Origin of the sequence: Streptomyces sp. PA03-3a (assembly GCF_033792735.1) — a bacterium.
Classification (GTDB): domain Bacteria; phylum Actinomycetota; class Actinomycetes; order Streptomycetales; family Streptomycetaceae; genus Actinacidiphila.
Window position 1 is genome coordinate 1 of the sequence record NZ_JARAVM010000022.1, and the last position, 20,521, is coordinate 20,521.

Here is a 20,521-nt window from a genome sequence, read left to right on the forward strand (position 1 = left end):
GTGCCAGGCGACGCCGCGTCGGCGGGGCCCGACGCGGCGTCGGCCGCCGGGCCCGCGGGCCCGTCCCCGCGGGTGGCCGCGTCGCGGGCCCATACGGACACGACACCTGAGGCACCACCGGCGGACGCGGCCGTGACCGCGGCCGGACCACCGCCGCGAACGGCCGCGTCAGGCGCGGCGGCACCGCGTGGTGCACTCGGCGTCGCAGTGGCGGCGGGCCCGGGCGGGAACGCCGCCGCCGGGCCGGTGGAACCCGAGGCGCCGTCGGCCGCCGGGCCCGCGGGCCCGTCCCCGCGGGTGGGCGCATGGACGGGCGGTACAGACGCTGCAGCTGAAGCACCGTCGGTGGACGTGACCGTGACCGGGTGCGAGGGCGGCGTCGTGCGGGGCGGGAGCAGGGCGAGCCGGTCCAGGGCCGCGCGCGCGGTGAGGTCGGCGCGGGTCCAGGTGGCGAGGGCGACGGGGTCGAAGCCCGCGGTGTCGGCGATGCCCTCCGCGTCCAGGCGTTCCTCGACGGCGGCCAGGAGGCGGTCGCGGGCGGCCGGGCTGAGGGTGTCGAAGCCGCCGCGCAGGGCGGGGAGCCGGGAAAGGAACGCCCGGTCGGGCAGGTCGCGGACGCGGTCGAGCAGTGGTTCCAGCGCGGGGGCGGCCGCCTCCAGCAGCGGGCCGGCCGCCGTCAGCAGTCCGGTCAGCCGGGCGGTGAGGGCGGCGCGGGAGTCGGGGTCGCCCGCCGCGTCGACCCAGGAGGCGGCACGGGCGCCGAGGGTCTCGGCCGCCTCGTGCCCGAGGAGGACCCGGACGGCGCCCGCGGCGCCGCGCATGAGGGGGGAGCCGTCCGCGGCGAGCCGTGCGAGGGCGTCGGTGAGGCGGACGCCGCCCAGGAGGTCGGCGCGGTGGGCGAGTTCGAGCAGCGCGTGCGCGTCGGCGGGGTCCTCGGAGCCGGTGAGGCCGTCGACCTGGCGGACGGCCGCCGCGGTCAGCAGCTCGGCGACGGCGGTGACGCGGGCGGCGCGGGCCTCGTCGGCGCCGAGCCCGGCGATGTGCCCGGCGCGGACACGGTCCAGCAGGGCGAGTCCCGCGAGGAGTTCGGGGAGGGTGCCGGAGGCGGGGAGCACCTCGCCGGTCTCGGCGAGGCGTTCCCCGGCGAGCACGGGCAGCCCGCACTCCGCGGCCTGGGCGAGTCCGGCGAGGGTCTGCGCCGCGGTGGGGCCGCCCTCGTCCGTCTCCTGGCGGCGGCGTTCGCGCAGCACGCCCTCGGCGGCCTGGAGGGCGGTGACGCCGCGGACCCCGGCGGCGGTGAGCATGGCCGCGGTGGCGGGTGTCCAGCGGACCTCCCATCGGGTGGTGAGGCCCTCGGCGCCGGCCGCTCCCCTGACGTCCTTCGCTTCGGCGTAGGGCACGCCGCACACGGCGAGCCTGCGCAGCAGGAGTTCGCGGCGGCGGTCGAGATCGGAGCGGAGCGGGTCCAGGCGCAGGTCCCGGGCGTCGGCCGGGGCCGCGGCGTCCGGGCCGGGGGCGGGCAGGCCCAGTGCGGCCAGTTCCGCCTCGACGGCGGGGGCGAGGCCGCTGCGCGGCGCGCCGGGCGCGGGGCGGCCGCCGCGGGTGCCGACCAGCACCCGTTCCATGGCCCGCGCCACGGCCCGGCCGCGGCCGTACGGCTCCCCCTGGGCCAGCACGGTCTGCACCGCCTCGACGAGTTCCCCCCGGCCTGCCGCGGGCAGCCCGCGGAGCCGGGCGAGGTCGCCGGCGAGCCGGCTGATCTCGCGCGCGTCGGCGGGGCCCGAGGGGTGTCCCTGGGAGCGCAGTTCGGCGCAGATGCGAACGGCGGCCCGGGTGAGCGCCTCCTCGAGGGCTCCGGGGTCGCCGCCCGCCTCCAGCACCGTGTGCTGCCACTCGGGGTCGCGGATGCCCGCCGGATAGCCGGAGCGTTCGTCCAGCAGCGGGTACGCGTAGGGGATCAGGGAGGTCGTCCAGGCCGCGCCGCCCCCGGGTACGGGCGGTGCGTCCGGGCCTTCGGCGGGGGCGGTGCCCTGCGGCCACAGGCCGGCCGGTACCAGGGCCGGGGCGTGGAAGGCGCCGACGACCACGGCGGCGCGGCGGCCGTCCGCGGCGGCCTCGGCGATGCGGGCCCGCATCCACCGCTCGCGGCGCAGGTCGAGGGCCGGCACTCCGACCCCTTCGGCGGCGTCACGGCGAAGCGCCCAACCCGTCAGGAGCGCGGCGCGGCGCAGCGCTTCGGGCGGTGAGCCCGGGGCACCGGCCTCGACGAGGCGGTCCCACAGGTCGTCGCCGGGGCGGCCGGTGAGCCGGGCGCTCAGCGCGGCGTGGAGTCCGGGCCGGGGGGCGCCCGTCGGGGCCGTCGTGCGTCCGGCGTCCCAGGCGCGGTCCGCGAGCGGCAGGTCGCAGGCGACGACGGGGACGCCGCACCGCGCCGCCCAGCGGACGGCGGCGAGTTCGGGCGAGAAGTCGGCGAAGGGGTAGAAGGCCGGGCCGCCGCCCCCGTCGCCGGGGGCGGCGGCGAGGGCGACGGGGGCCCGGGTGTCCTCGTGGGCGAGCCAGGGCAGCCACTCCTGCATCTCGCCGGGGAGTTCGACGAGCAGCACGTCGGGCTCGGCCCCGTCGAGCAGTGCGGGCAGCGCGGCCGCCAGGGACGGGGCGTGGTGCCGTACGCCGACGAGGTAGGGCGCCGACGGGTCGGTGAGGACCGCGACGGCCTCGTCCGGGGTGAGGGGCAGGGACACGTGCTCAGCCTTCCAGGACGGCGCGCAGCTCCCACAGGGTGCGCCAGGTCGGGGAGCCCTGCTCGGCGCGGCGCCGCACGGGGCCGTCCCAGTAGCCGAGCAGCCGGGCGGCGTCGGCCGGGTCGTCCTTGCGCACGACGCCGAGGAGGTGGCCGGGCAGCAGCCCGAGCACGTCCCGGTCGCCGGGGAAGTACGCGGCCGCCAGTGCGAGCGCGCCGGCGACCGCGACGGCCTCCGCGGTGCTCATCACCGTGGAGGGCCGCTCGACTTCCCAGCCCTCGGCGGAGCGGCCCTCGCGCAGGTCGCGGAAGGCGGTGACGAGGGCCTCCAGGACGGCGTCGTCGACCTCGTACGGGGCGCCGGCCCGTTCGACGGCGGCGCGGGACTGGCCGCGCACGAGCGCCGTCTCGGCGTCGAGGTCGCCGATGGGGCCGACAGTCTCGAAGTTGAAGCGCCGCTTGAGGGCGGCGGACATCTCGGAGACGCCCTTGTCGCGGAGGTTGGCGGTGGCGATCAGGTTGAAGCCGGGCGCGGCGTGCGCCAGGGCGTCGTCGCCGCCCGCGAGTTCGGGGACGGCGATGCGCCGTTCGGAGAGCAGGGAGACCAGGGAGTCCTGCACCTCGGGCAGGCAGCGGGTCACCTCCTCGACGCGGGCGACGGCGCCGCGGGTCATGGCGGTGAGCACCGGTGAGGGGACGAGCGCCTGCCGGCTGGGGCCCTGGGCGAGCAGCAGGGCGTAGTTCCAGCCGTACTTGAGCTGGTCCTCGGTGGTGCCCGCGGTGCCCTGGACGACGAGGCCGCTGGTGCCGCAGATCGCGGCCGACAGCAGTTCGGAGAGCATCGACTTGGCGGTGCCGGGCTCGCCGACGAGGAGCAGGCCGCGCTCCCCCGCGAGGGTGACGACGCACCGCTCCACCAGGGCGCGGTCGCCGACGAACTTGCCCTCGACGACGAGGCGGCGCGGCACGCCCTCGGCGGTCTCGGCGTCGTCGGGCAGGCGCAGGGCCCGGCCGTCGCTGCCCATCACGAAGGTGACGACGGCGCGCGGGGTGAGCAGCCAGGCGGGCGGGCGCGGTCCGCCGTCGTGGGCGGCGAGGAAGGCGAGTTCGGTGGCGTACCGGTCCTCGGGCGGGGTGATCTGCCGCGCGGCGGGGGCGGGTGCTGTGGTGGTCATCGGCGGCGGCCCTTCCGGGTGGCACGGGTGGTGAGTTCCTCGAAGGCGGGGGCGTCGCCGGCGCGGACGCGTTCCCAGGCGCGGGCGAACAGCTCGGGCACGGGCAGCAGCGGTACGACGCGGGCGTGGTCGCGGACGGGGTAGAGGCCTTCCTTCCACGTCTCCACGGGAAGGGCGGGGGCCTTGAGGTCGCGCCAGCCGCAGGGCAGGAACAGGGTGCGGCCGGCCCGTGGGCGCTTGGCCTCCACGACGAGGCCGGTCGCGGTCAGTTCGGCGCGGGCCTTCTTCGTACGGGTGGGCTTCCAGCCCGTCCAGCGGGCGCAGTCGCGGTCCGTGGGGTCGGGCAGGGCGAGCAGTTGGAGGTAGAGCGCGGCGGCGTCCTCGCTCAGGCCGTGGGCCGCCGCGACCTCGGTGACGAGGGCGGGCACGGACACCGTGGGGTCCTGGGCGTGGCCGGCGGGTGCGCCGGCCTCACCACCCGCCGCGAGGGCACGGGCGAGTCCGTCGCCGAGCACGGCGCGCAGCGCCTGGACGCCCCCTCCGCCCTGGACGCCGACGAGCCCCTCCACGAGGCCCAGTACGGGATCGTCGGCCCCGGTCAGCCCGGCGGGCCGGACGAGCACCGTCTCGGTGTCGCTGTACCAGGGGCGGAGCACCAATGCCTCGCCGACATGGGTGAGTCCCCGCAAGCCGGCGCCGCCGGCGACGGGCAGCCCGTACGCCTTGCGGATCTGCACGGCGGTGGGGCCGCCCTTCTCCGACCAGGCGATGTCGAGGTCGAGCAGGAGCCCGGGGTCGGCCATCCGCCGCCGCAGCGCCGCCAGGCCCTCGGGGAGGGCGGAGCGCAGCGGGTGGCCGTACGGCAGACCGTAGGCGAGCCCGGCGAGGGCGGCGACGGAGCGGGTGATGTCCTGCCTGCCGGGCAGCGCGGAGGGGTCGGCCGGGACGAGGTCCCCGTCCTTGTCGGGGCGCTGCACCGTGGTGCGGCTCAGCCACGGCGTCCGCGCGGGGTTGAGAACGGCCTCGGCGGACGCCACGGTGACCCCGGCGAGGCCGGCGGCGACGTCCTCCGGCAGACGGACGACGGAGCCGAGGCGTTCCCGCCAGAGGCGGCCCGCGGCGGCCGTGTCGGGGCCGTGGGTCCACAGCTCGGCGGGGTCGTCGGGGAGCAGGGATCCGATGAGGTCGGCGCAGTCGTGCCGGGGGACCGGGCTCAGCAGTTCGTCACCGAAGCTCTTCTGGCGTGGCTTCAGTTCCATGAGTGCCAGCGCGTCGGCGCCCGGCTCCTCCGGTCGCCCGGCGACGATCAGGGCCGCCTGGACGGGGCCCAGTCCCGTGCGGGTCGACGCCGCGAGCGCGGCGGGCGCGTCGGCGCGCCAGGGCGCGGGGCCCTTGTCGCGTACGAGGCGGGCGACGGCGGCGAGCCGCTCGGCGGGGTAGACGGGCGCGCGGTCCGTCTCGTCCTCCAGGGTGAAGTGGGCGACGGCGCCGAACGCCCCGGTGGGGTCGTGGTCGAGGGCAAGCCAGTGGACGCGGTCGCGGTCGCCGTCGATGTTCTTGCAGCCGAGGATCACCACGGTGCGGCCGCCCTTGCGCAGGACCTGGCCCGCGCGTCGCTGCTTCTCGTGCCTCTCGCCGAGGACGATCTCGCGCAGGCCGCTCCCGGGGACCGCCAGTGGGCCCTCGGTGATCGCCTCGAAGAGGAGGAGCAGCCCCTCGCGCGTCGCCTGACTCGTGACGGGCGACGCGGCACGGTAGGCCAGGGGGCGCAGCACGGCCAGCGTGGACGGCCACACCATGCCGATGCCGGGGACGGTGTACTCCTCGCTGTGCCAGCCGTCGCCGAGGGCGCCCAGCGCGGCCGGGTCCGGCAGCGGCTTGCCGTCGGCCTCCTTGCCGGACAGGACGTGGTTGACCGCCCGGATCTGCCGGAGCACGCTCCACTCCATGCCGCCGCTCCACCAGGAGTAGCCCTGCTGGTCGGTGATGCCGGAGCCGGCGGAGCGAAGGGTCTGGTCGTCGCCGTGCAGCGGCTTGTAGTCGCCGAACATGCCCTCGGTGCGCCGGAGCGGCTGCCGGGACTTCTCGGCGGGCGGGGCGACGAAGGACGCGACGGACTCGGCGTGGCGCAGGGTGCCCCGGACGAGGGCGGTGACCCCGATGAGCAGCCGTTCGTCCGTGAGCGCGGGAAGGGCGGCGGCGACGGCGGTCCGCGCGGCCTCCTCCGCCGTGGGGCCGGTGTACTTCTTGGCCCGCTTCACCTCGGCCTGACGCTCGGCGAGGGCGTGCGCGGTGACACGCAGCACCTCGGTCGCCTGCCCGTCGTCGAAGGCCCGCAGCACCGCCGAGGCCCCCTCGTCGCGCGGGCGCAGGGCGTGCCAGTAGGCGAGCGGCGGTACGTAGCGGGTGCCGGCCGCGAAGTCGCCGCCCGGCTCGGTGAGCGCCACACTGCCCAGTTCGCCGTCGCGGGTGACGTCGCCCGCCGCGTACAGCGACACGGTCTGGTTCACGAGCGTGACGACGGGCTCGGCCCCGCCGGGCAGCCGCAGCGCGCCCAGGGGAACGCGGTGGATCCGCCTCCCGTCCCGGGTGGGGAGCGTGACCGTGCGGCCGTCGGGCGTACCGGTGGCGGTCCGGGCCTCCTCTCCCTCCCCCTCTTCGCGGACCCAGCGGCCCAGGACCACGCCATCGGTGCCGAAGGGGCTCTGCTCGAGGCCGGGTTGCAGCGGCAGGACCTCGCATTCCTCCTGGCGCAGCCTCGCCCCGTCGCGGATGCCGGAGCGCAGGAAGGCGGGCAGTGAGGCGCGGCCGTGGGTGCCGGTGGCCGGGTCGTACTCCATCCACACCTCGTGGCCGCCCTGCTTGCCCCGGCGCCAGAGCGTGGTGCCGTCGCCGAGGACGGGCCGGCCCGGCGGCAGCACGGTGTCACCGGCGTGCAGGGTGCGTCCGCCGGTGGCGCGGCCGCCGCCGGGCAGCGGGATCGACGGGGCGGCGACGTGGCCGTACCACCAGTGCGGGAGCTCCTCGCCGCCGACGGTGAACACCTCGGCGGGCCGGGCGGACCAGTAGCCGAGCTGCTTTCCGTCCTGCCACCACATGACGAGGAGTTCGCCGTCGGTCCAGCGGAAGTGGGGGCGGTTCCAGCGGTCGAGTTCGACGGGGATGCGCAGGTCGTGCTCGAGCAGCACCTGGTCGGGCCCGACGACGACGGCCTTGTCGCCGCGGTTGAGGATCAGCGCGGGCCACGCCTCGGCGACGGCCAAGGTGTGGTCCTTGGTCTTGGCGACCGCCGTGTCGAGCAGGCGCAGGCCCTCTTCGAGGGCGGGCCACCCCAGTTCGTCGAGGATGCCCTCACGCAGGGTGCGGCCGAGCAGTGGCGCGACCTCGTGCGCGGCGACCCGGGCCACGGCCTGCGGGTTGACCCGGCCCGCTACGGAGCGGAAGGGGCGCAGCCGTCGGACGGCGGTGCGCGCGGCGGGCAGACCGGCGGCGCGGGTGAACTGCCCCGCGGCCTCGTCCAGCCACGCGTGCAGGACGTCGCCGAGCACCGGGTGGCCGGCGAGGGCCTCCACCACGCCGGGCAGCCCGTGGTCCTCGCCGAGGCGGCCCACGGCCTGGTGCAGCAGGCGGCGCAGACGCGGGTCGGCGCCGGTGGCGACGAGGTCGCGGCGTCCGGGGTCGGCGGACTCCAGCCACTGGCGCAGCGGCAGGTGCACGGAGACGTCGTCGCCGGGGACGGTCAGCGGCACGCCCTCGGCGGCGCACAGGTCGAGCAGGTCGAGTTCGGCGCTTTGCTGCCAGCGGCCCGTGAAGAGGTCGACGGGCCTGCCGTCGGCCCGCAGCCGGGGCGCCATGCGGGTCACGAGGCCGAGGGTGGCCGCGGAGCGTTCGGAGGCGCCGGAGCCGTGCTTGCGGTGGCTCGCCCAGCGGCTCAGCCAGTCCGCCGCGTCGATCACCCGCGAGGCCTCTCCCGCCTCGCCGGTGAGCAGGGTGTCGGCGCCGGTCTCGACGAGCAGGGCGAGCCAGAGCTCGTCGCCCGCGGCATCGTGCCCGAGCCCGGTCGGCATGATCTCCAGAAGCCGAGCGCGGACGGCCGGTTCGCGTTCGGCGAGGACGGCGAGGATGGCGCGGTAGGCGGTCCAGAAGGACCCGGGGGCACGGACGACGGCGGGCGAGGCGACGAGGTCGGCGACGAGGGCGCACTCCTCGGTGACCCGGTCGAGGCCTGCGGCCTTGATCAGGCTCCTGGCGTCCTGCGGCAGGGACGCGTACGGGGGCATCCCCGCGGCGCAGCGCTCCACGGTCAGCTGCCGGAACTGCCGCCAGGCCTCGGCCGGGTCCAGCCGCCGCGCCAGGTCCTTGACGTGTTCCTTCAGGGCCTTGACGGTGAGGGCGCCGGCGAAGGCGAACTCCAGGAAGACGGCGCGCTGCCGGTCCTCGTCGACGGCGAGGCCGTGGACGCGCTCGGCGGCGCGGGCCTTGCCGAAGAAGGCGGCGGCGTAGGTGGTGTTCTCGTGCTGGAGGAAGACGCGGGCCGCCTGCTCGTGGAAGGTGGGCAGGAAGTGCGGTACGGCGCGGCCCAGGCGCTCGGCGAGCGCGTCGAAGCCGTCCTTGGCGGCGCCGGCACGGGACTTGGCCATCCGGGCGAGCCGCTCGACGTCCTTGACGAGGGCGAGCGCGTGGTGCCCGTTGGCCGGGTCGTTGACCAGGGCCCAGGCGGGGAACCCGAGGGTCTCCCGGCGGACCTGGCCGACCTCGGGGGCCTCGTCCTCGCGGGTCAGGCCGAGGAAGTCCAGGGCGAGGTCCTCGGCCTCCCCGAGGGTGCCGGGCACGAGGCGGACGACGCGCCGGTCGTCCAGCACGGGGTGGGTGTAGGTGCGGACGGTGAGCGTGTCGGCGTCCTCACGGGTGGTGGTGCCGGGGGGCAGCACCGCGCCGGCGTCGAGCAGCGCGGCCGTGGTGGTGGGGTCGTACGTGGTCATGCCGCCTGCTCCTCGTCCTCGATGTCGCGTCCCGCGTAGAGCGCGGCCGCCATGCGCATGCCCTCCGACCAGGCGACGGGCCCGACCTGATCGAACGTCAGGGTCTTGCCGGCGGTGTCGGTCCAGGACAGGGAGCCGGTCTCGGTCTCGCTCCAGCCGTCGTAGTCGCCGATCCAGATGCGGGCCTCGACGGAGCGGCCGTCCTCCAGCACGGGGCAGACGGAGTGCCCGCCGCGCACGCGGTAGCCGAGGGAGGTGGCGCGGCCGTGCAGGAAGCGCAGCTCCTTGAAGGTGCCGCCCGCGTACTCGTCGACGAGCGTGCCCTCCGGGTCGACTCCGGCGGGCCGCTGCCACACCTCGCGGAAGAGCTGCTGCGCCTTCTGCTCCACGCCCAGCTCGACGGCGAACTCCCGCAGCTCCGCCAGGTCGTCGAGGAGGACGGGGTGCGGGATGCGGACCATGTCGGGGGCGATGCGCACAGTGTCGCCGTCGAGGTCGACCAGGCCGAGGCCGCGCTCGGTGCCGGCGTCCCGCAGGAAGCCGGCGACCTGGCCGTCCTCCCCGGTGACGACGAGGTCCCGCAGGGCCGCCCGCCACGCGGGGTCGGGCCACACGCGGCCGATCACGGCGAGGGGCACCGGCAGCGAACGCACCATCCAGCGCTCGACGTCGGCCAGGCACCGGCGTTCGTGACGCTCCAGCCACTCCGTGAGCTGCCGCAGCCCCGTGATCACCGGGTCGTCCGCGAGCTTGGCGGGCACCGACTTCAGCCGGCGGCCCGCCGCGTTGCGGCACACGACCTTCCCCTCGTCGAGGGCGACTTCGTAGTCGCCCACCGATACCCACCCCATGCGTGCCTCCCTGCAACGCCGTGATCAAGTGACCGGAACACTAGGCGAGGCCACTGACAACGCCCCCGCCACTCTGTTGACAAGGCGCCCGGCCGCAACCGGAAGGGCTCGCGACGGCCGCCGGGAGCCGCGGGCGGGGGCCCTGACGGGCGGCCGGCGAGGGCGGGCCTACACTCCGCACCGTGAGGACCGTGACTGCTGCCGTCGTGAGGGACCTGGCGCCGACCGGCGTCCTGCGGGCGTCGATCAACCTGGGCAACCCGGTGCTGGCGCACGGCACCGCGCGCTCCCCCGGCGGTGTCACCGTCGACATCGCGCGCGAGGTGGGCGCCCGGCTGCAGGTGCCGGTGGAGTTCGTGTGCTTCGACGCCGCGCGCGCGTCGTACGAGGCGATGGCGAGGGGCCGGGCCGACGTCTGCTTCCTGGCGATCGAGCCCGCCCGTGAGGCCGAGGTCGCGTTCACCGCTCCGTACGTGCTGATCGAGGGTGTGTTCGCGGTGCCCGGCGACTCGGGGTTCACCACGGCGGACGAGGTGGACCGTGCGGGTGTCAGGATCGGGGTGAAGCGCGGTTCCGCCTACGACCTCTTCCTGTCGCGCACGCTGCGCCACGCGACCGTCGTCCGAGGGGACGAGGGCGTGGACGTCTTCCGCGCCGAGGGCCTGGAGGTCGCGGCCGGGATCGGGCAGCCGATGTCCGAGTACGTCGCGCGGCACCCCGACGTCCGTCTCGTCGAGGGCGCGTTCATGCAGATCCGGCAGGCCGTGGGCACGACGGTGAACCGGCTGCCGGAGTCGGTGGCCTTCCTCCGGGAGGTCGTCGAGGAACTGAAGGCGGACGGCTTCGTCGCCCGCGCCCTGCGCCGGGCCGGGCAGACGGGGACGCCGGTCGCCCCGCCCGCCTGACGGCCCGTCCGGCGCGATCCGTCCCGTACGCCGCGCAATGCCCCCTGATGGCAGGGCGGCAGGCGATTCGCCGCCCTTGCGCGGGCTTGGTGATCTCCGGTTGCGGGGATCACCAAGGGGTGCACAAGGGGGATGTGACGGGGGGATGTGCCGTGGGGACGGTCTTCGCCGCGCCCGCGGCCGCCGGGGACGGCGGCCCGTGGCCCGAGGGGTTCTGGCAGCAGTCCGGGGGCACCGCCGTGTGGGTGCTCGGCATCTTCGCGGTCGCCGTGTTCATCGGCCTGGTACGGCTGGGTTCGGGGCTGCTGCGGCGCCATCGCGGCAACCGGCTGCTGCCCGTGGTGGTCTGCGAGGACCGGGGTCTGCTCGGCGGCCCCGCCAACGGCCACCGCGGCAACGGCGGCGGGCCGGGCGGCCCCGACCACGGCCACGAGTCCGCGGCCACCGCCGAACTGGCCGCGTACATCACGGAGCACATGGCCGCCGACGCGCTCGGCCCGAACGTCCTCACCCCCGGCAGCGGCACGACCATCGGGCCCGATCCGGCGCCCGAGACGGCCTCCTCCCCGCACGGCTGGGTGGACGTGATGAAGCGGCTCGCGTTCTTCCGCCCCCGGGCCTACCACGTGATGCTGCACCGCCTGTCGACGGGCGACCAGCCGGCCCGCTTCTCCGTGCGGATCCTGTACATGCCGAAGAACACGGTGGTGGCGGCGACCCTCATGGAGGCCCGCGAGGTCGAGCCCGGCGCCACCGACCGGGACAGACGCGAGGCCGACCGGCAGCTGTACGAGCGCATCGCCTGCTACTGCACCGTCAAGATCCTCGCCGACCCGCGCTCGCAGGACCGCATCCCCCGCTGGGAGAGCTGGGGCGACGACCCCGACGCATACCTCCTCTACCGCCTGGGCACCAAGGCGCAGGAGGACGCGCTGGCCGCGAACAAGCGCCGGGACGTGGACGGCGAACGGGCCGGGCACGAAAGGGCCCTGAGGCACTTCGAGGAGGCGGCGGCGCTGGTGCCGGGCAACCTCACGGTCCGGCTGCACCAGGCGGGCGTACGGGAGCTGATGGGCCAGTTCCCCGGCGTCACCGACCCCGGTGACCACATCCGGCGGGCCGTCGAGATCTACACGTACTGCGTCCAGTTGTGGCCCGAGCACGTCGAGACCGCCTACCGGCTCTCCATCGCCCGCGCCGAGGAGAGCCGCCACCCGGCGCACCGGGACGAGCGGGCGAGCCGCCGCGAACCCGGTTCGCGGGAGCACCTGGACCTGCTGCTCGGGCGCCTGTCGCGGCGCGCCATCCTGCGGCGGTACGCCCGCACCCTGCTCCCCGGCCGCCGCAACCTCGGGGAACGCCGCTACTGGCGGCAGTGGTGGGCCATGGAGCGGCCCCGTCCCTCCCTGCGCACCCGCCGCCGGTCCTTCCGCGGGGCGGTGCGGATCGCCAGCGCCGCCGAGGTGCTGCGCGCGAACGGCTCGCCCCCTCCCGGGGAACTGCGCACGGCGTTCCGGGACGTGGCGCGGGAGGTCACCGGTGGCTGGGCACGCTGGGGCCGGCTGTGGGACGGCCCCGACTGGGGGATGCGCAGGCTGCTCTACGCCGACCACCACTCGGGCGCCGACCACGTGGGCGGGGACACCCACAGCCGGGCGGGCATCTCCGGTTCCGCGCCCCGGCACCGCGGTTCGAACCGGGCCGCCGCCGGATACCTCGTCAACTACAACGCGGCGTGCTTCCTCAGCCTGGCGCTCGCCACGCGGCCCCCGGCGGGGTCCGCCGCCTGGACGGACGACGAGTGGCGTGAGGACTGCGCACGGGCTGCCGTCGTCCAGCTCAACACCAGTCTGCGGGTGACCCGCAGCCAGTTCTCCGCCGCCTGGGCGGAACGCGACACCGACCTGCGCCCGCTGTTCACCGGCCGGCTGGGCGGCGGGCCGGTGACGGCGTGGGGCGAGATCGGGCGCAACTGGGCCCGGTTCACGGGCATCGACGTCACCGAGGAGGCGGCCGCCGCCCAGCCGTGAGGCACGGGGTGCCGCGCGCACGGAAGGGGCGGCGTCCACCACTCCCGCCCGTGGCGTGGTTAAGGTCGCGGCATGTTAGCTGTGTTGGTCAACGGACTGCCCGGCGCCGGGAAGACGACCCTCGCCCGGTTGCTCGCCCGCGAACTGGAACTCCCGCTGTTCAGCAAGGACTCCGTCAAGGAGACCCTGGCCGACGCGCTGGCCGCGCTGCGCCCCGCCGGGAGCGGCACGCGGGAGTGGAGCCGCAGCCTGGGGGCCGCGGCGGGCGAGACGTTGTGGACGCTGCTGGCGGACGCGCCCGTCGGGGCCGTGCTGGAGAGCCCGTGGCTGGCGCACATGCGCCCCGTCGTGGCCGCGGGCCTGGCCCGGGCGGGCGCGTCCGAGGTGCACGAGGTGTGGTGCGCCGTGCCGCCGGACACCGCGCGCCGCAGGTTCCGGGAGCGGGCGGCGGCGCGGCACCCGGTGCACACGGAGGGCGCGCGGTTCCCCGAGGAGGAGTGGCGGTTCTGGACGGAGATGGCCGAACCGCTGGGCCTGGGCAGCGTGCACCGGGTGGACACCACCCGCCCGGTGGACGTCGTACAGCTCGCGCTGCGGATCGCGGGCGGCCCTTTCCCGGCGCTGTGACGCACGGCGGGGTGTGCGCGAAGCGCTTGTCCGCCTCCCGCCCGGCGCCTTAGGCCTTGTCGTCAAATGCCCTCCCCCAACCTTCGGCCGGGGGTGCCCCCACTCAGCGACGCCTGGCACGGCGCCTCGCTGCGTTGTCGAATCGTCCGAGTAGCCCACTACGAGGACGATCCTCCGCCTTGCGATGCACCGCACCTGGGGGCCCCTCCCAGCGTCAGCTGGGGGAGCCGCTGAGCCCGCCCTTCGGGCGGCCGGCGCTCATTTGACGACAAGGCCTACCGTGAGGACCCGTCGGCGCGGGCGGCGGCACGGCACCGCCCCCGTCATGCGGAGGGCGTGTGGTGCTGCTCGGGCCCGGCACCTTCGACGCGGCCACCGGCGAACTGCGGCTGCTCGACGGCTTCGCCCTCGCCGGCCCCCGGCTGGACGTGTGGCGCGCCCCGACGGACAACGACCTCGGCGCCCCTGGCAGTCCGAACCGCGCCACGGCCTGCTGTGGCGGGAGGCCGACCTGCACCGGATGCGGCACCGGGTGGACGGCGTCGTCGCCGGGGACGACGCGCTCACCGTCACCACGCGGGTGGCCCCCGCCGCCGGTTCCATCGGGCTGCGCACGGTCTACCGCTGGACCGCGGACGGCGAGCGGCTGCACCTGGCGGTGGCGGTCGTCCCCGACAGGCGGTGGACGCTGCCGCTCCCCCGGCTCGGGGTACGCCTCGGCCTGTGCGGCACGCTCACCCGTGCCGAGTGGTTCGGCGGCGGCCCCGGCGAGGCCTACCCCGACACGCGGGCCGCCTCCCGCCGTCGGCCTCCACACCGCCTCCGTCGACGCCCTGCAGACCCCGTACGTCCGCCCGCAGGAGAACGGCGCCCGCGCCGACGAGTCCCGGTGACCACCGTCCTGCGCGACACCAGCCCGCGTCCCGCCTCTTCAGCCGGCCCGCGGTGGTGGCCTCGTGCGCCGGGTTCGTCCTCATCAGCGCCCTCCGGCGCTGTACGGCGCCGCGCTGCCCGCCCTGCGGCAGGAGCACGGGCTGTCGCCGTCGGTGGCCGGGCTCGGGCTGAGCGCGCACTTCGTCGGCGGTGTCGCGCCGGCATCGGCGCCGTCCCGCTGCTGCTGCTCGTGCTGCCGGCGGCGAGCCTCGCGGCGACGGCCTGGCTCACACGGGCGGCGGGCGACCGCTGACGGTGACCGCCCGCGGTGGAGGGGAGGGGCGGGCGCGGTGGGCGCCCGCCCCTCGTGCTCACGCCGGGGCGCTGTCCGGCTGGGGGGCGGGCGGCCGCGCGTCGTCGGTGAGGGCGGGCCAGGTCCGGGCGGCGGCGCCGTGCGCGATCGCCCGCCACCAGGGGTCGAGCGGGAGCCCGGCCGCGGGCTCGAAGGGCTCGCCGGGCCGCGGTACGGCGACCCGGGCCCCCACGGCCAGCGCCGCGGCGACGGTGCCCTCCGCGGGCTCCTCCCAGGGGTGCGGGGCCAGGTTGAACGTGCCCCAGTGGATGGGGAGCATGATCGCGCCGCGCAGGTCCTGGTGGGCGCGGACGCCTTCCTCGGGGGTCATGTGGATGTCCGGCCAGAAGTCGCTGTAGGCGCCGATCTGCACCATGGTGGCGTCGAACGGTCCGTACGCCTCGCCGATCTCCGCGAAACCGGGGAAGTAGCCGGTGTCCCCGCTGTGGTAGACGCGGTGCTCCGGCCCCGCGACGACCCAGGACGCCCACAGGGTGTGCTGGGTGTTGCGGATCGCGCGGCCGCAGAAGTGCCGCGCCGGGGTCGCGGTGAGGGTGAGGCCGGCCACCTGCGTCGACTCGTGCCAGTCCAGCTCGGTCGTCCGGTCCGCGGGGACGCCCCAGCGTTCCAGGTGCGCACCGACGCCCAGCGGCACCACGAAGCGGGTGCCGGTACCGGCCAGCGCCTTGATCGTGGGCATGTCGAGGTGGTCGTAGTGGTCGTGCGAGATGACGATCACGTCGGCCTCGCCCAGCTCCTTCAGCGCCGCCGGCGGCCGGTGGAGGCGCTTGGGGCCGACGAAGGAGAAGGGAGAGCACCGCTCGCCCCAGACCGGGTCGAACAGGACGCGGCGCCCGTCGATCTCGGCCAGGACGGTGGAGTGGCCCATCCAGGTGAGTCGCAGGCCCGAAGCGGGCGGGGCGGCCAGATCGGCGAGGGTCGTGGTGTGCAGCGGGATGGCCCCGGCCGGGGCCCTGCGGATCCGCTCCCCCTTGCGGAAGTACGTCCGGGCGAACCGCAGCATCGATCCGGAGGGCGCCGTACGTGCGCCGACGGGGTTGGTGAACACCCCGTCGGCGAAGTTCGGCGACCGCCGGATGCGCTCCATCCTCTCCCCGTAAGGGTTGTCGCCGAAGGCGGGGATGAGGCTGGAGAGCAGGGAACGCTTCGGACTGGAGCCGGACACGGCACCTCCCGTTGGTCGGCGGTCACGAACGTGCCGTGAGCCGTCCGGGCCCCGGCAGAACCAGTATGTACAGCGACAACTCCTACACCGGTCATTCCGGTTCCGCGCCCCTTTGCGGGATCGGCCGGCGGCAGCCCGCCCCCACCCGCCCGCAACCGGCGGCACGACTGTGACCAGGCTGTTCGCCGGAGCGGGAGATCGTCGCCCGCACTTTCGATGGTGCCACCGTCACGGGCCGGGTGCCGCCCGCCCCACCGGGCGCGAGCGGCGGACCGCGCCGGAGGGGCCCTACGCGGGGCGGGGCTGGCCGTAGGCGCGCTCGACGTGCAGCTTCAGCACGAGGCGCCTGTCCTCCACCATGGCCCGGCGGTAGTCGTCCCAGTCCGGGTGCTCGCCCTGCACGGCACGGAAGAGGTCGATGAGCTCCTCGACCGTGGCATCGTCCCGCTCCGCGGCGACGGGGGTGAGTTCCGCCGTGCCCTCCGCGACGGTCCAGGCCCAGCGGTCGGCCGTGGTGACGTGGTAGCTGGCCCGGGGGTCGCGCCGCAGGTTGCGGGTCTTGGCCCGGTCGTCGGTGAGGGAGACCCGCAGGACTGCGGTCTCCGGGTCGTAGTGGTGGTTGACGTTGGACATCTGGGGGCGGCCGTCGCGCTTGAGGGTGACGAGCACGCCCCCGTTGGTGTCGGCGAGCAGGCGGAGAAGGTCTTTGTCGCTCATGCCAGCCTCAACGACCCTCCGGGGGCGGGGATTCCACGACCGCGTCCGCCGGGGCCGGCAATCTCCGTGCGACGCTCCCCCTCCGCCGGGGGCGCCGCCCGGAATCTCTCAGCCCCCTGCCGACGTCCCGCGTCCCAGGTACGTCAGGGGGCCCGGGTCCGGGACGGGGAGCTCGCAAAACCCCATCCGGTCGTAGAAGGCACGGGCCGGGGTGTTCGCGGTCACCATGGCGAGGTACACGGCCTCGACGCCCCGGCCGGCCAGGGCCGCGAGAAAACGTCCCATCAGTTCCCGTCCGTAGCCGCGTCGTTGGCACTCCGGCAGCAGGTCGATGTGCAGGTGCGCGGGGTATTCGGCGAGTTCGGGCACGATCATGTGCTCGGGGCGGTGCAGGAGTTCGGCCATCTCCTCGTCCGGGGTGGCGGGCGGTCCGGACGGCTTCGGATGGCGGTGTTCGAGCCGGGGAAGCCACTCGGCGCGGAAGCGCCGCACGAAGGCGGCGGTGTCCGCGGTGCCGACGATGTAACCGACGGCGCGCGTGCCGTCGTCGACGACGAAGGCGAGTTCGGGTTCGAGGTGCGCGTAGGGCCCCGCGAAGATGTCCGGCAGCAGATCGTGGTCGGTGTAGAGGTGCCGCGCGTCCCCGCCTTCGTGGCCGGTGCGCACGCAGATGTCGTAGACGGCCGCCCGGTCCTCCGGGCGGTACGGGCGGATCACGGCGCGTGGGGTCATGCGGGCATGATGCGCCCATGGGAGCGCTCCCACAACCCCCGCGGCACACCGCGTTAGGCTGAGCCACACGGGGGCCCACAGGCCGAGGGAGGTCGCCATGGCCCCGGCCAGAGGCACTGGCCGTGTCGCACGGCCCGTACCGGCTGCACGCCGAGATCACCCCGGGCCCCGGGGCGCCCGCCGTGCTGATGCACGGCTTCCCCGACAGCAGCCGCCTGTACGACCGCCTCGTCCCCCACCTCGCGGGCAGACTCCCGGTGGTGCGCTTCGACTTCCTGGGGTGGGGGCGCTCCGACAAGCCGTCCGGCCACGCCTACACCGTCGCCCAGCAGGTGGACGACCTCGCGGCCGTCGCCGACGCCCTCGCGGCGGGCCGCACGAACCGGCGCCTGGTCCTGGTGGCGCACGACGCCTCGGGACCGCCCGCCATCGACTGGGCGCTGGACCACCCCGAACGCGTGGCCCGGCTGGTGCTGCTCAACACCTACTACCACTGGACCCCCGCGCTGCGCCGCCCTCCGGCGATCGCCCTCTACTCCACCCCGCTGCTGCGCTCGGCGGCCCGCGCGGTCGCCAGGCGCCTGCCCGACCTGGACCGCAGGCTCTACGTCTGGCAGGTGGGCGGATTCATCCGCGACCCTCAGGTGCGCGAGGCGTACGTGGAGCGGCTCTACGCACAGTTCCCCGCGGCGCGTCCGGCGTTCTGGGCGCTCAACGACGAGTTGCTGCACGCGGTGCTGAGCCGGCGCCGGCGGATTCCGGAGATGCGCGAGTTCCAGCCGCCGGTCCGGGTGGTGTTCGGCACCCTGGACCGCTGGCTCAACACCCGTGTCGCCCGGCAGTTCTCCGTGATCTTCCCGCACAGCGAACTGCGCCTTCTGATGCGCGCCGGGCACTACGTCCAGGTCGACGAGCCCGAGCGGGTCGCCGACGCCATCACCGCCCCGTAGTGCGACGGGGCCGGGCCCCGGACCGGGCGTCGCGCGCCGCCCGCGCACACGACACCATGCGTCACGACTCACGCGCGGAATCCCCCCGGTGCCCCGCACGAGTGACCGACCCCTGTCGTCCCGGACGCGGAAGTGCCGTATGGACCAGGGACGGTGACGCCGCGTCAGTCGAGTGCGGCAAGTTCGCCGGCGCCGGTCGAGACGTACCCTGCACGGGAGGCGCCCTCCCCTACGCGGACGTCTACGCTGGAGGCCGTGGACGCGCTCTCGGGCCTGCTCGACGGACCCCGTGCGAGGGGTGCCTTCCTGCTGCGCGTGGTCATGGAACCGCCGTGGTCGGTGCGGATCGAGGACCGGGCGCCGCTGTGCGTGATGACGGTCGCCCGCGGCGGGGCGTGGGTCGTCCCCGAGGACGGGGATCCCGTGCGGCTGCGCCCCGGGGACGTGGTGGTGGCGCGCGGCCCCGCTCCGTACGCGGTCGCCGACCTCCCCTCGACCCCGCCGCACGCGTGGATCCTCCCCGGCGAGGTGTGCCGCACCGCGGACGGCCACGCTCCACCCGACGCCATGGCGCTGGGGGTGCGGACGTGGGGCAACCGGCCGGACGGCCGCGACGTCGTGCTGGTCGGCACCTACCTCCTGGACGGCGCCGTCGGCCGGCGGCTGCTGGAAGCGCTGCCCCCGCTGCTGGTGCTCCCGGCGCGTGAGTGGGAGAGCCCCCTGCTGCCGCTGCTGGCCGAGGAGATCGTCAGGGACGAGCCGGGGCAGGAGGCGGTGCTGGACCGGCTGCTGGACCTGCTGCTGATCTCGGTGCTGCGGACGTGGTTCGCCCGGCGCGGCGAGGCCGCCCCCGCCTGGTACCGGGCCTTCGCCGACCCGGTGGTGGGCCGGGCGGTGCGGCTGCTGCAGAACAACCCGGCCCACCCGTGGACGGTGGCCGGGCTCGCCGCCGAGGCGGGCGTGTCGCGGGCGGCGCTGGCCCGGCGCTTCGGCGAGTTGGTGGGCGAGCCGCCGATGGCGTACCTAACGGGCTGGCGGCTGGCGCTCGCCGCCGATCTGCTGCTGGAGCCGGACGCGACGCTCGGCGCGGTCGCCCGCCGGGTCGGCTACGGCAGTCCGTTCGCGCTGAGCGCCGCCTTCAAGCGGGTACGGGGGGTGAGCCCCCAGGAGCACCGTGCCGGAGCGGTCCGGGCCGAGTGACACTGGAGAGAGGAGTCATGAACGGTTCGGTCCAGGTCGGACGCGTGTTCGGGGTCCCGCTCCGGATGCACTGGAGTGTCCCCGTCCTCGTCGTGCTGCTCGCCTACGGGCTCGGCCGCGAGACGTTGCCCGCCCGCGTCCCGGGGCTGTCGGCGACCGTCTACACCGTCGCGGCGGCCGCCGGCGCGGTCCTGCTGATGGCGAGCCTGCTCGCGCACGAGGTCGCCCACGCGGCGACGGCACGGCGCGAGCACCTGTCGGTCGAGGACGTCACCTTGTGGGCCATGGGCGGTATGACGCGCATGGGGCGGCCGGGCTCCGCGGGCGCGGCCTTCCTGGTGGCGGTCAGCGGCCCGCTCGCCAGTCTGGTCATCGGCGGCGCCGCGCTGGGCGCCGGTGCAGGCCTGGACGCGGCGGCCCACCGCTCGGTACCGGGGGCACTGCTGACGTGGCTGGGCTGGGCGAACCTGCTCCTCGGCGTCTTCAACCTGCTGCCCGCCGCGCCCCTGGACGGCGGGCGCGTGCTGCAGGCGCTGCTGTGGTGGCGGACCGGGGACCGCGACCGCGCCGACCGGGTCGCCGGGCGTGGTGGGCAGGTCCTCGGCTTCGTGTTCGTCGTGGTGGGCTGGCTGGTCTTCGCGCGCGGCGTGCCCAGTGGGCTGTGGCTCGCCCTGGTCGGGCTCTTCATGGCGCTCACGGCGGGCGCCGAGCGCCGCAGCGCGGTCATCAGCGCCGCCCTGCGCGGCGTACGGCTCGGGGAGGCCATGTCCGCCCCCGTCGTGACGGGCCCCGACTGGCTGCCGGTGGACCGCTTCATCGACGAGGTCGCGGTGGCCGCCCGCCATTCCACCCTGCCCCTGGTCGACTTCGACGGCCGCCTCAGCGGGGTGGTGCAGTTGCGGCGGCTCACGTCCGTCCCGGCCGATCGCCGGGCCGAGGTGCGGGTCCGCGACGTCGCCGTACCGCTGTCGCAGACCACCACCGGCACCCCGGAGGAGTTCGTCAACGACGCCCTCGACCGCCTCCGTCCCGGCGCCGGCGGTGTCCGCGTGGTCGTCGTCGACGGCGGGCGGCCGGTCGGCATCGTGACCGGCGGCGACATCTCCCGGCTCGTCCAGCGCCGCCGCCTGACGGGCGGACGGCCCCCGGTCTGACCCGTCCGACGGCTGCGCGCACGGCCCGGGCGGTCCACGATGGAGCC

The 20,521-nt window shown here is 75.9% G+C and carries 13 protein-coding genes and 1 pseudogene; 7 read left to right on the forward strand and 7 right to left on the reverse strand.

Translation table 11 applies throughout. The annotated features are described in order from the left end of the window. From PV342_RS24985 to PV342_RS25000, 4 genes are all read right to left on the reverse strand, one after another. Positions 1 to 2,735, reverse strand: a 2,735-nt coding sequence (locus tag PV342_RS24985) for a DUF5682 family protein (RefSeq protein ID WP_500318775.1), incomplete at its 3' end; no start/stop codon positions are given. A gap of 10 nt (positions 2,736 to 2,745) precedes the next feature. Continuing rightward, entirely contained in the window at positions 2,746 to 3,915 is a 1,170-nt protein-coding gene (locus tag PV342_RS24990) for an ATP-binding protein (RefSeq protein ID WP_500318716.1), read from the reverse strand. Beyond that, complete coding sequence (locus tag PV342_RS24995) at positions 3,912 to 8,897, reverse strand: hypothetical protein (RefSeq protein ID WP_500318717.1); 4,986 nt, start codon at positions 8,895 to 8,897, stop codon at positions 3,912 to 3,914. The genes PV342_RS24990 and PV342_RS24995 overlap by 4 nt, the downstream gene beginning before the upstream one ends. Further along, positions 8,894 to 9,748, reverse strand: a complete 855-nt coding sequence (locus PV342_RS25000; RefSeq protein ID WP_400807075.1) for a DUF4132 domain-containing protein — start codon at positions 9,746 to 9,748, stop codon at positions 8,894 to 8,896. Before PV342_RS25000 ends, PV342_RS24995 begins: the two co-directional genes overlap by 4 nt. Positions 9,749 to 9,930: 182 nt before the next feature. Here PV342_RS25000 and PV342_RS25005 point away from each other — a divergent pair, with 182 nt between their 5' ends. From PV342_RS25005 to PV342_RS25020, 4 genes and pseudogenes are all read left to right on the forward strand, one after another. After that, positions 9,931 to 10,653, forward strand: coding sequence for a transporter substrate-binding domain-containing protein (locus tag PV342_RS25005; RefSeq protein ID WP_400807077.1), 723 nt, complete (start codon positions 9,931 to 9,933; stop codon positions 10,651 to 10,653). A gap of 152 nt (positions 10,654 to 10,805) precedes the next feature. Then, entirely contained in the window at positions 10,806 to 12,683 is a 1,878-nt protein-coding gene (locus PV342_RS25010; protein WP_500318718.1) for a hypothetical protein, read from the forward strand. 72 nt (positions 12,684 to 12,755) lie between these two features. Then, positions 12,756 to 13,310: a P-loop nucleotide/nucleoside kinase family protein gene (locus tag PV342_RS25015; protein ID WP_354795364.1), complete on the forward strand. Its 555-nt coding sequence runs from the start codon at positions 12,756 to 12,758 to the stop codon at positions 13,308 to 13,310. Positions 13,311 to 13,630: 320 nt separating this feature from the next. Continuing rightward, positions 13,631 to 14,191 (forward strand): annotated as a pseudogene (locus tag PV342_RS25020) (beta-galactosidase small subunit-related protein); the annotation flags it as partial. 363 nt (positions 14,192 to 14,554) lie between these two features. Here PV342_RS25020 and PV342_RS25025 read toward each other — a convergent pair. The 3 genes from PV342_RS25025 to PV342_RS25035 form a co-directional block, all read right to left on the reverse strand. Next, positions 14,555 to 15,721 (reverse strand): MBL fold metallo-hydrolase, encoded by a 1,167-nt coding sequence (locus PV342_RS25025; protein WP_400807081.1) that lies wholly within the window; start codon positions 15,719 to 15,721, stop codon positions 14,555 to 14,557. 288 nt (positions 15,722 to 16,009) lie between these two features. Continuing rightward, a complete protein-coding gene (locus tag PV342_RS25030; protein WP_329184379.1) occupies positions 16,010 to 16,438 on the reverse strand; it encodes a PPOX class F420-dependent oxidoreductase in 429 nt (142 codons plus the stop codon). A 108-nt stretch (positions 16,439 to 16,546) separates the two neighbouring features. After that, positions 16,547 to 17,170 (reverse strand): GNAT family N-acetyltransferase, encoded by a 624-nt coding sequence (locus PV342_RS25035; RefSeq protein WP_500318719.1) that lies wholly within the window; start codon positions 17,168 to 17,170, stop codon positions 16,547 to 16,549. 122 nt (positions 17,171 to 17,292) lie between these two features. Between PV342_RS25035 and PV342_RS25040 the strand changes: the two genes are divergently transcribed. The 3 genes from PV342_RS25040 (at position 17,293) to PV342_RS25050 (ending at position 20,474) form a co-directional block, all read left to right on the forward strand. Continuing rightward, a complete protein-coding gene (locus PV342_RS25040) occupies positions 17,293 to 18,120 on the forward strand; it encodes an alpha/beta fold hydrolase (protein ID WP_500318720.1) in 828 nt (275 codons plus the stop codon). 255 nt (positions 18,121 to 18,375) lie between these two features. Then, positions 18,376 to 19,320, forward strand: coding sequence for an AraC family transcriptional regulator (locus tag PV342_RS25045; RefSeq protein WP_500318721.1), 945 nt, complete (start codon positions 18,376 to 18,378; stop codon positions 19,318 to 19,320). Positions 19,321 to 19,337: 17 nt separating this feature from the next. Continuing rightward, complete coding sequence (locus PV342_RS25050; protein WP_400807091.1) at positions 19,338 to 20,474, forward strand: site-2 protease family protein; 1,137 nt, start codon at positions 19,338 to 19,340, stop codon at positions 20,472 to 20,474. The last annotated feature ends 47 nt before the right edge of the window (positions 20,475 to 20,521 follow it).

Excerpts from the sequence above, each read along its gene's own strand:
- PV342_RS25050 (WP_400807091.1), top strand. The coding sequence starts at position 19,338 with ATGAACGGTTCGGTCCAGGTCGGACGCGTGTTCGGGGTCCCGCTCCGG.
- PV342_RS25030 (WP_329184379.1), bottom strand. The coding sequence starts at position 16,438 with ATGAGCGACAAAGACCTTCTCCGCCTGCTCGCCGACACCAACGGGGGC.
- PV342_RS25000 (WP_400807075.1), bottom strand. The coding sequence starts at position 9,748 with ATGGGGTGGGTATCGGTGGGCGACTACGAAGTCGCCCTCGACGAGGGG.
- PV342_RS25015 (WP_354795364.1), top strand. The coding sequence starts at position 12,756 with ATGTTAGCTGTGTTGGTCAACGGACTGCCCGGCGCCGGGAAGACGACC.
- PV342_RS24995 (WP_500318717.1), bottom strand. The coding sequence starts at position 8,897 with ATGACCACGTACGACCCCACCACCACGGCCGCGCTGCTCGACGCCGGC.
- PV342_RS24990 (WP_500318716.1), bottom strand. The coding sequence starts at position 3,915 with ATGACCACCACAGCACCCGCCCCCGCCGCGCGGCAGATCACCCCGCCC.
- PV342_RS25035 (WP_500318719.1), bottom strand. The coding sequence starts at position 17,170 with ATGACCCCACGCGCCGTGATCCGCCCGTACCGCCCGGAGGACCGGGCG.